Source organism: Kitasatospora sp. NPDC059812 (assembly GCF_042732075.1).
GTDB lineage: Bacteria > Actinomycetota > Actinomycetes > Streptomycetales > Streptomycetaceae > Kitasatospora.
In genome coordinates, this window is the sequence record NZ_JBHWIO010000029.1 from 18,451 (window position 1) to 28,527 (window position 10,077).

5 protein-coding genes are annotated in these 10,077 nt (G+C 74.2%); 3 read left to right on the forward strand and 2 right to left on the reverse strand.

Annotated features, from left to right (window positions below; translation table 11 throughout):
* Positions 1 to 165 precede the first annotated feature (165 nt).
* The 3 genes from ACFV6D_RS16935 (at position 166) to ACFV6D_RS16945 (ending at position 7,763) form a co-directional block, all read left to right on the forward strand.
* Positions 166 to 2,619, forward strand: coding sequence for a discoidin domain-containing protein (locus ACFV6D_RS16935; RefSeq protein ID WP_380560356.1), 2,454 nt, complete (start codon positions 166 to 168; stop codon positions 2,617 to 2,619).
* Positions 2,620 to 2,703: 84 nt separating this feature from the next.
* Positions 2,704 to 7,071 (forward strand): NEW3 domain-containing protein, encoded by a 4,368-nt coding sequence (locus ACFV6D_RS16940; protein WP_380560357.1) that lies wholly within the window; start codon positions 2,704 to 2,706, stop codon positions 7,069 to 7,071.
* Positions 7,068 to 7,763 (forward strand): hypothetical protein, encoded by a 696-nt coding sequence (locus ACFV6D_RS16945; RefSeq protein ID WP_380560359.1) that lies wholly within the window; start codon positions 7,068 to 7,070, stop codon positions 7,761 to 7,763. The genes ACFV6D_RS16940 and ACFV6D_RS16945 overlap by 4 nt, the downstream gene beginning before the upstream one ends.
* Before the next feature lie 69 nt (positions 7,764 to 7,832).
* Here the strand turns inward: ACFV6D_RS16945 and ACFV6D_RS16950 are convergent, their stop codons facing one another.
* The gene (locus tag ACFV6D_RS16950) at positions 7,833 to 8,522 is read right to left on the reverse strand and encodes a hypothetical protein (RefSeq protein WP_380560361.1); all 690 of its coding nucleotides are present in this window, start codon (positions 8,520 to 8,522) and stop codon (positions 7,833 to 7,835) included.
* A gap of 97 nt (positions 8,523 to 8,619) precedes the next feature.
* Positions 8,620 to 9,747, reverse strand: coding sequence for a DUF4157 domain-containing protein (locus tag ACFV6D_RS16955; RefSeq protein ID WP_380560362.1), 1,128 nt, complete (start codon positions 9,745 to 9,747; stop codon positions 8,620 to 8,622).
* Positions 9,748 to 10,077 lie beyond the last annotated feature (330 nt).

Genomic DNA, 10,077 nt, shown 5'->3' on the forward strand with positions numbered 1-10,077 from the left:
GCCCGCCGCCGCGCGGCCCGCGCGCCCGCCCGGCCCGCCGGCCGCGCGGCCCCCGCCCCCCCGCGCGCTCGCCCCGCCTCCGCGCGCACCGCCACGCCCACATGCACCCGGCCCGTCCACGCCGACGGCCCGCCCCCACCCACCTCCGCTCGATCGGAGCCACGCATGTCACGACGGATACCCCTGCTGCTCAGCGCCGCCCTCGCGGCCGCCGTGCTGGGCGCCGCCCCCGCCGCCCACGCCGGGCCGCAGGCGCCCACCACCCCGACCGCCAGTACGCCCGGCACCCCCGGCACCCAGCCCTACGCCTCGTACTGGTATCCCTCCACCATCCTCAACTGGGACCCGGCCACCGACCCGGACGCCCGCTTCAACCGCTCCAGCGTCCCGCTCCAGCCGCGCACCAGCGACCCCGCCCTCAAGGCCAACCCCAACGCCCGCACCGGCGAAGGGAAGGTCGCCTCCCTGGTCTCCTTCGGGCCCACCTCCAACAACCCCTCCCAGGGCTCCGCCGACCCCAACTACTACGCCTTCGGCTACTGGCAGTACGTCGACAAGCTGGTCTTCTGGGGCGGCTCGGCCGGCGAGGGCCTGATCCTCGCCCCCAACCCGACCGTCATCGACGCCGCCCACCGCAACGGCGTCAAGGTCTACGGCACCGTCTTCTTCCCGCCCGCCGCCTACGGCGGTCAGCTCCAGTGGCTCCGCGACTTCGTCCAGAAGTCCGGCAACAGCTACCCCGTCGCCGACAAGCTCGCCCAGGCCGCCCAGTACTACGGCTTCGACGGCTGGTTCATCAACCAGGAGACCGGCGGCGGGGATTCGGCCCTCGCCACCGAAGTGCGCAACCTCATGCAGTACAGCAAGGCCAAGAGCGGCACCGAGTTCATGTGGTATGACGCCATGACCACCTCCGGCTCGGTCAACTGGCAGAACGCCCTCACCTCCGCCAACTCCCCGTTCCTTCAGGACGGTTCGAAGCGCACCTCGGACTCGATGTTCCTGAACTTCAACTGGAGCTCCGGCGGCCTGAACTCCTCCCGCGCACTGGCCCGGCAACTCGGCCGCAGCGAGTACGACCTCTACTCCGGCATCGACACCGAGGCCAACGGCTACAACACCGGCGTCGACTGGAACTCCCTCTTCCCGGCCGGCCGGCCGCACACCACCTCGCTCGGCCTCTACCGGCCCGAATGGACCTGGAAGTCCGCCACCGACCGGGCCGACTTCTACGCCAAGGACGCCCGCTACTGGGTCGGCGCCAACAACGACCCGTCCAAGGCCAACCCCGCCGACAACTGGCCCGGCCTGGCCGGCTACGTCGCCGAGTCCTCGCCGATCACCGCCAAGCCCTTCGTCACCAACTTCAACACCGGGCAGGGGGACTTCTACAACTCCGCCGGCACCCGGGTCGCCACCGGCGGCTGGAACAACCTGTCCCTCCAGGACGTCCCGCCGACCTACCGGTGGATGGTCGACTCCAGCGGCAGCCGGCTCACCCCGTCCGTCGACTTCACCGACGCCTACCAGGGCGGCTCCTCGCTGCGCCTCACCGGCACCCTGGACGCCGCCAACACCGTGCGGCTGTACGAGACCAAACTGCCCGTCGCCGCGAACACCAAGCTGGACCTGGTGGTCAAGACCCCGGCCGCCGGGCCCACCAAGCTCAAGGCCGCGGTCTCCTTCACCGACGCGCCGAACAGCTTCACCACGATCGACGTCGGCGCCAACTCCGGTACCGGGTGGGAGCGGCACACCCTCGACCTCGCCCCGTACGCGGGCCGCACCATCGCCCAGGTCGCCCTCCGGGCCGACGGCACCGACCCCGCCTACGACGTGCGGATCGGCCAGATCTCCGTCCACGACGGCGAGGTGGGCGCCCCGGCGGCGCCCAGCGGCCTCACCGTCCTCGGCGCGAGCGACGTGACGGCGGGCTCCAGCCAGTCGCTGCGGCTCTCCTGGACGGCCGCGCCCGGCGGCGACGTCCACCACTACGAGGTGTACCGGCGCAACGCCGATGGCAGCCGGACCTTCCTCGGCGCGACCCCCAACGACGCGTACTACGTCGGGCGGCTCGACCGGGCCGGCACCGAGGACGCCACCACCCTCGACGTCGAGGCCGTCTCCACCACCTACGGCCGCTCCACCGCCGCCTCCACCACCGTCGGCTGGACGGGCACGCCGCCCGCGACCGGCGGCAACCTGGCGCTGAACCGCCCGGCCACCGCCTCCGGCCAGTGCAACGCCAACGAAGGCCCGGCCAAGGCCGTCAACGGCACCGTCAACGGCGGCACCGGCGACAAGTGGTGCAGCCTGAACAGCTCCAAGTGGCTTGAGGTGGACCTCGGTTCGGCCAAGCAGCTGTCCAGGTTCGTGGTCAAGCACGCGGGCGCGGGCAGCGAGAGCGCGGCCTTCAACACCCGCGACTTCTCGATCCAGGTCCGCTCGAACACCACCGACCCCTGGACGACGGTCGCCGACGTCACCGGCAACACCGCGGGCACCACCACCCACCCGGTGACCACCACCGCCCGCTACGTCCGGCTGGTCGTCACCAAGCCCACCCAGAACACCGACCCGGCCGCCCGCATCTACGAGTTCGAGGCCTGGGGCCAGTAGCCGGGCACGCCGGCAACTCCCGCCGGGCGCGCGGCAACCGACCCCGCGCCCGGCCCCCGTACCTGCACCGAAAGGACCCTCCCTGTGCCGGTCACCATCACCGCCGTCGAGAACACCGACCTCTTCACCGGTCCCGAGGAAGCCCCGCGCCAACTGCTGCGGGTCACCCTCGACGGCCCGGCCGCCCGGATCACCGTCAGCGGTCCGGGTGTGCGCGGCGAGGCGACCGGCACGGGGCTGGTCGAAGTCCCGCTGGAGCTCACCGGCGCCCCCGAGCCGGGCACCCAACTCCCCGTCACCGTCGAGGCGGAGGGCGCCTGCGTGGACGCCCTGGTGGAGGTCGCCGAGCCCGGCTGGACGATGTTCCTGGTCTCGCACTTCCACTACGACCCGGTCTGGTGGAACACCCAGGCCGCCTACACCTCCCCCTGGGAACTGCTCTCCGCCGACGCCACCACCCGGCCCCTCTGGGAGCGCAACGGCTTCGCGCTCGTCGACGCGCACATGGACCTCGCGCTGCGGGACCCGGTGTACAAGTTCGTCCTCGCCGAAGTCGACTACCTCAAGCCGTACTTCGACCAGCACCCCGAGCGCCGCGAGACCCTGCGCACGCTGCTGGAGCGCGGCCAGGTCGAACTCGTCGGCGGCACCTACAACGAGCCCAACACCAACCTCACCGGCGCCGAGACCACCATCCGCAACCTCGTCTACGGCATCGGCTACCAGCGCGACATCCTCGGCGGCGACCCGCAGACCGCCTGGCAGCTCGACGTGTTCGGGCACGACCCGCAGTTCCCCGGCCACCTGGCCGCGGCCGGTCTCACCGGCAGCGCCTGGGCCCGCGGCCCCTTCCACCAGTGGGGCCCGATCCAGAAGAACTTCCGCGAGGCCAAGGACGACGCCCGGGTGATGCAGTTCCCGAGCGAGTTCGAGTGGATCGCCCCCTCCGGCGAGGGCGTGCTCACCCACTACATGCCGCACCACTACTCGGCCGGCTGGTGGATGGACTCCTCCCCGGACCTCGCCACCGCCGAACAGGCCGTCTACGAGCTGTACCGCAAGCTCAAGCCCGTCGGCGCGACCAGGAACCTGCTGCTGCCCGTCGGCACCGACTACACCCCGCCCAACAAGTGGGTCACCGAGATCCACCGCTCCTGGGCCGCCAAGTACCTCTGGCCGCGCTTCGTCTGCGCCACCCCGCGCGACTTCCTCGACGCAGTCCGGGCCGAACTCGCCGCCACCGGCCGCCGGCCCAGCCCGCAGACCCGCGACATGAACCCGGTCTACACCGGCAAGGACGTCTCGTACATCGACACCAAGCAGGCCCAGCGGGCCGGCGAGGTCGCCGCCGCCGACGCCGAGAAGCTCGCCACCCTCGCCGCCGTCCACGGCCTCGGGCAGTACCCCACCGCCGCCCTCGACAAGGTCTGGCGCCAACTCGCCTACGGCGCCCACCACGACGCCATCACCGGCTCCGAGTCCGACCAGGTCTACCTCGACCTGCTCGGCGGCTGGCGCGAGGCGCACGACCTGGCGGCCGCCGTCCGGGACGAGGCGCTGGACGCGCTGACCGCGCGGATCTCCACCGCCGGCGTCGGCTCGGCCGCCGACGCAGGGTCGGAGGGGGCCGACGGGTCGGCGGTGGCCGCCGGCTCGGCCGTGGTCGTCACCAACACCCTCTCCTTCGACCGGACCGACCTGGTCGTCGTCCAACTGCCCCCGCGGACCGGGGCGGTACGGGTGCTCGACGACCGGGGCGAGCCCGTGCCGAGCACCGTCGACCGGGGGGCCCTGCGCTTCCTCGCCGCCGACGTCCCCGCGCTCGGCTGGCGCACCTGGCGGCTGGTGGAGGGCCCGGCGGCGGAGCCCTGGACGGCGGCCGAGGGCGTGGTGATCAGCAACGACCGCTACCGGGTGAGCGCCGACCCCGTCCGTGGCGGCGGCCTGTCCTCCGTCCACGACCTGCTGCACGACCGGGAGTTGATCCAGGGCGGCCGGATCGGCAACGAACTGCGGGTCTACGAGGAGTACCCGCAGCACCCCGACTTCGGCGAGGGCCCCTGGCACCTGGTGCCCAGCGGACCGGTGCGCGGCTCCGGCACGGCCCCGGCCGACGTGCGCCGCGAGACCGGCCCGCTCGGCGAGCGGCTGGTGATCGGCGGCACCGTCGACGGGATCCGCTACGAGCAGACCGTCACCCTGTGGCGCGGCCTCGACCGGGTCGACTGCCGGACCAGGGTCGTCGACTACTCCGGCGCCGACCGGCTGCTGCGGCTGCGCTTCCCCGTCGACCTGCCCGGCGCGCTGCCGGTCAGCGAGGTCGCCGGCGCCGGGGGGGGGGGGGGGGGGGCGCCGGCGCCCCCCCCCCCCCCCCCCCCGGGGGGCGCCGCGGGGGGGGGGGGGGGGGGCCCCCCCCCCCCCGGCCCGGGGGGGGGGGGGGGCGGGGGGGGCGGGGGCGCGGGGGGGGGGCGCGGCCCCCCCCCCCCCCCCCTCGACTCCGCCGAGGCGCCGTGGACCTTGGACAACCCGGCCAACACCTGGTTCGGCCTCGGCGCCACCGCGCGCGCCGTGCTGTCCGACCCGGCCGGATCGCCGCTGGGGGAGCGGGCGTTGGGCGTCGCCGAGGTGGTCGTCCCGAGCCTGGACGACGCCGCCGACGCCCGCCCGCTGGTGGTCGCCCTCGCCCGGGTCGGCGTCACCGCCACCACCTCCGGCGCCGACTGGGCCCGGTACGGCTGGCTGGACGTCGACTCCAACCTGCCCGACTTCCGGATCGTCCTCGGCGGGCCGGAAGAGAACGACGCCGCCCGGGAGTTGATCGAGCGGGCCGGCGAGGAGTACGCGAGCGTCCTCAAGACGCACGGCGCGGTCTGGGTGCCCGCGCTCACCCCGCTCGCCGAGGTCTGGCAGCCCGGCGCCGACCTGCGGGACCTGCGGGCACTGCCCGCGCTGGTCGTCGCGGACGCCGCCGCGCTGGTCGCGGACCTCGCTGACGCCCGGATCAGCGCCGTCTGCCCGTCCGAGGTCGTGGACCAACTCGCCGACCACACCGTCGCGTTGCTCAGCTTCGGCCTGCCCGGCTTCGCGGTCGACACCACCGGAGCCCTGCACCTCTCGCTGATGCGCTCCTGCACCGGCTGGCCCTCCGGCGTCTGGATCGACCCGCCCCGGCGCACCCTGCCCGACGGCGCCTCCTTCCAACTCCAGCACTGGACGCACGAGTTCAGCTACGCCCTGGTCGGCGGCCCGGGCGACTGGCGGAGCCAGACCCTGCCCGCCCAGGGCCAGGAGTTCAACCACCCGCTCTACGCCCGGATCGCGCCGCCGCAGGACGGCCCGCTGCCGGCCACCCTCTCCTGGCTGCGGATCGAACCGCAGCGCGAAGTCCTGCTCGGCGCGCTCAAGCCCGTCGGCAACCCGATCGCGCACGGCTCGGCGGCGGCCGTCGGGCGCGAACTCGCCGTCCGGTTGGTCGAGTCGACCGGCCTCGGGCGTACGGCGGAACTCGGCGGCGCACTCGGGCTGAGCCACCTGCGGCCCGCCGACCTGCTGGAACGCCCCCTCGGCGAGGCCGTCGAGCGCGTCGACCTCGCCGGCTCGCAGATCGCCACCCTGCTCGCCGCCCCCGGCGTCGGCGCCGAACCCGGCGGCCCGGTCCTCGGCCCGGTCGCCGAACCCGCGCAGCCCGTCCACGCCCGCTACTGGCTGCACAACCGGGGCCCGGCGCCGCTCGGCTACCTGCCGGTCTCCGTCGGCGCCTCGCCCGGCCTGCTGCGGACGGACGGCGAGGCGGTCGAACTCTCCGTCGCCCTGTCGTCGCAATTGCGCGACGCGGCGGTCGAGGGCACGGCCGTCGTCCTGCCGCCCGAGGGCTGGCGGACCAGCCTCGGCAGCCGCCCCTACCGGCTGGAGCCCGGCGGCCACCTGCGCTTCCCGGTCACCCTCACCCCGCCCGCCGAAGTGCTGCCCGGCCTGCACTTCGCCGCCGTCCGGATCGTGCACGACGGCCAGGAGATCGAGGACGTCGTGACCATCGCCGTCGGAGACCTCCCCGGCCTGCTGCCCGTCCCCGGCGACACCCCCGAGGACTGGACGATCGCCCAGGGCACCAAGGCCACCACCGGCCGCGACACCGGCCTGGACGTCGCCGTCTCCGAGGAGACCCTGCGCGTCACCCCGGGCGGCCGCACCACGCTCGGCCTCACCCTCACCAACCGCACCCGCGGCGAGATCCGCGGCGAACTCCAACTCGTCTCCCCCTGGGGCACCTGGGAGGCCATCGCCGACCCGGTCCGCGGCTTCACCGTGGCGGCCGGATCGTCCTCGACCGTGGACTTCGAGATCGCCGCCCCCGAATCCACCGACCCCGGCGCGTACTGGGCGCTGGCCAAGGTGATGTGGTTCGGCCGCTGCCAGTACGCCCCGACCGTCGCCCTGGAGGTGGAGGCATGACCCTCGGTCTGCTCGACGGCCGGCCGCTCCCGCGCACCGCCCTCGACCACCGCCTGGCCGCCCTCCGCACCGGCCCGCGTTCCACCGCCCTGCCCCAGCCCGGCAGTTCGGAGGACCGCCAGCTCACCCGCTGGGTCGCCCAGGTGCTGCTGACCGAGGCGCTGTGCGAGGCGGTCGCCACCGAGCGCGACCTGCCCGTACGGTCCACCGGCCCGGCCCGCCTGGACCAGCAGGCCGCCGTCGAACTCGGCTCCATCACCGCCGCCGCCTACGAGGGCAGCGCAGCCGTCCGGGCCGTCTACGCGGCGGTCACCGCCGGCGTCGAACCCTCCGCCGCCGACGTCGCCCACTACCGCACCCTGACCACCCGCCCGCCGTTGTCCGTCTGGCACCTCGCCCTGCCCGACGGCGAGTTGGAGGCCGACCCCGACACCCTGCCTGCCGCCCTCGCCGAAGCCCTCCGCGAGGCCGCACCCGGTACCTGGGTCACCGCCGGCCCCTGGACGGCCGCCCTCCTCGCCGTCCGCACCACCCCGGAGGAGCGCGACCCCACCACCGACCTGACCGAAGCCGCCCGCCGCGCCGCCTTCGTCCGCTGGCTCGACCACGAGCGCGCCCAACGCCTCACCCTCGTCGAGGGATTGGAGCACCCCGGCGACCCGGCCCAACCCGACAACCACCACCGCCACTGAGGCGCCGCCCCCGCCGCCCTTCTCGACGGTGGCCCCGTCGAGGTCGGCGAAGGGAGCCGGTGGCCAGGCTCAGCCGCCGCCCACGCCGCCGGTCGAACCGCCGTGCCCGTACCGGAAGTGGTTCCACGAGCGCCGGTCCGAGACCGAGGGCGGGGGCGGCGGTGCGGGGCGCTGGTGGTGGCTGACGTGCAGGTCCACCTCGACGGCGGGGGAGAGGGCCTCGCGCAGCTCGCGGTGGAGCGCAGTGGTGTCGGTGTCCTGGGGCAGGGGCCGCTGGGGGAGCTCGCCGCGCTCCAGCAGGACGGTCAGCGTGATGGTGACGGACCTCGGGCGCGGGTCGCCGTCGTACGGCTCCTCGGTGGAGTGGTCGATCCGGATCCGTCGCACCTCGGTGACCGGCATCGGCCGGTCCGCCCGGGCCCCCCGGACGAGGACAACAGTGGCCGGCTCGGCGGAGGGCGCGAAGCGCAGCCGGTGCACGGTACGGAAGACCAGGCGGACCATCAGCGCCCACCCGATGACCGCGCACGCCCCACCGGCGATCCCGGCCGCCGCCCACACCGGGCCCCATCCGGTGCCGGCGAACAGCATGCCGATGTCGAGGGGAAGGGAGAAGAGAGCACCGTACAGGAACAGCACCGGTGCCGCGATCACGCTCTGGAGCGCGGCCGTGAGGGCGTACCGGAGCGAGCCGCCCCGCTCCATGAGGACCAGGTCGAGCACGTCCGGGTTCGAACGATCCATCAGAACACGCCGCATGACGCAACGGTAGAAGTGTGCGGCGCGCTGCGGAAGTACAAGGCGCCGACCGGCCGGCCGCGAGCCGCTACGGGTCGTCCCGACTCGGCAGCCCCCGTCAGGCGATCTTGCAGGGCACGTAGGCGTGCCCCAGCTGAACGGCCGCGCCCAGACGGTGGTTTCCGTCCTGGATGCTGATGCCGCCCCCGTCGACCCGGATCTTGATCGGTTCGAGTGCGGCGCTGTTCTTCATGCCGGTGACGGCGGCGCCGAGCCGCTTCTCGACGAGCCCGCCCGCCACGGTCTGCGCACGGCCGCTGGCCTGCTGCAGCAACGTGACGCTCACCTCGACCAGTTGGCCCGAACGCACACCCTGCGCCTCGAAGTCCTGCAACTGGTCGATCTGCGCACCCTGGAAGGCCCCGGCGCCCGCCCGGACGTGGAAGCTGGTGTCCCGCTGCCGGGAGAAGTGGCCGCTCAGGTCCGCCTGCGCCTGCTCCGGACCGACCTCCATGTTGACGAGCTTGTAGTAGGTCTCCAGGTCGTCGTCGACCTTGATGTACCCGTAGCTGCCGTCCTCGTCGAAGATCACGCGCTCCTCGGAGCCCGCGAGTTGGTAGATCTTCTCGTAGTACTCCTTGGTCAGCTTCTCGTCCAGGACGAGCCGCAACCCCGGATAGTCCGGGTCGACGTGGGTGTGGTCGCCCTCCTCCCCGGCGGGCTTCGCCGCAGGGCGCCGCTGCACCGAGGGCTCGACGGCCTGCGTGCCGTGCGCGTGGGCCGTGTGCTCCGCCTCGGACTCCCGGGCGAGCGGCCGGGACAGCACCCGGGAGGCGTTGGCCTCGGCCTCGCGCTCGAAGCGGTCGGAGGGGTCGCTGACCCGCAGCCCCGTCCCGTTGTCGGTGCCCGCGACAGGGCCGCTGCGCTGCTGGATGACGTGGGTCAACTCGTGCGCGAGCGTGTGCTTGTCGCCCCCTCCGGCGCCGAGCACGATGTGGCTGCCCGAGGTGTACGCGCGGGCGCCGATCCCCGCCGCCGACTCCCGGGCGGTCGCACCCGTGCGCAGCCGGACATCGGAGAAGTCCGCACCCAGCCGCGTCTCCATCTCGCTCCGGATCCCGTCGGCCAAGGGCGTGCCGGCGCTCCTCAGCACCTCGTGGACGGCAGAACGCTGCACGTCGGCCGCGGCGTGCTCGTGCTGCTCCTGTTCCTGCTCCAGCATCCGGCTCATCGCGGCATTGCCCATGGCCCGCTGCATGGCGGTGAGCGCCGCCGGCGTCACCGCCCGGGTACCGGACGGCAGCCGGGCGGGAGCCGCGGGCCGACTGCTACGGCCCGGTCGTCGGTCGGCGGCAAACGCACTACCGGAGTCATGGGCACGCACAGGAAAGGCCCCTTCGAGGGATCGGCGACAGTCCCTCCCAGTCTGTTCGACCCCGCACCTCCGGCGGAAGGTACGCCAGGGCAACGTCCGATGTCCCCAGGGGCCACCTCCCCCGTCGGGGGGGGGGGGGGGGCGCGGGGCGGGCGGGGGGGGCGCGCGGCGGCGGCGGGGGGGCGGGGGGGGGGGGCGCTC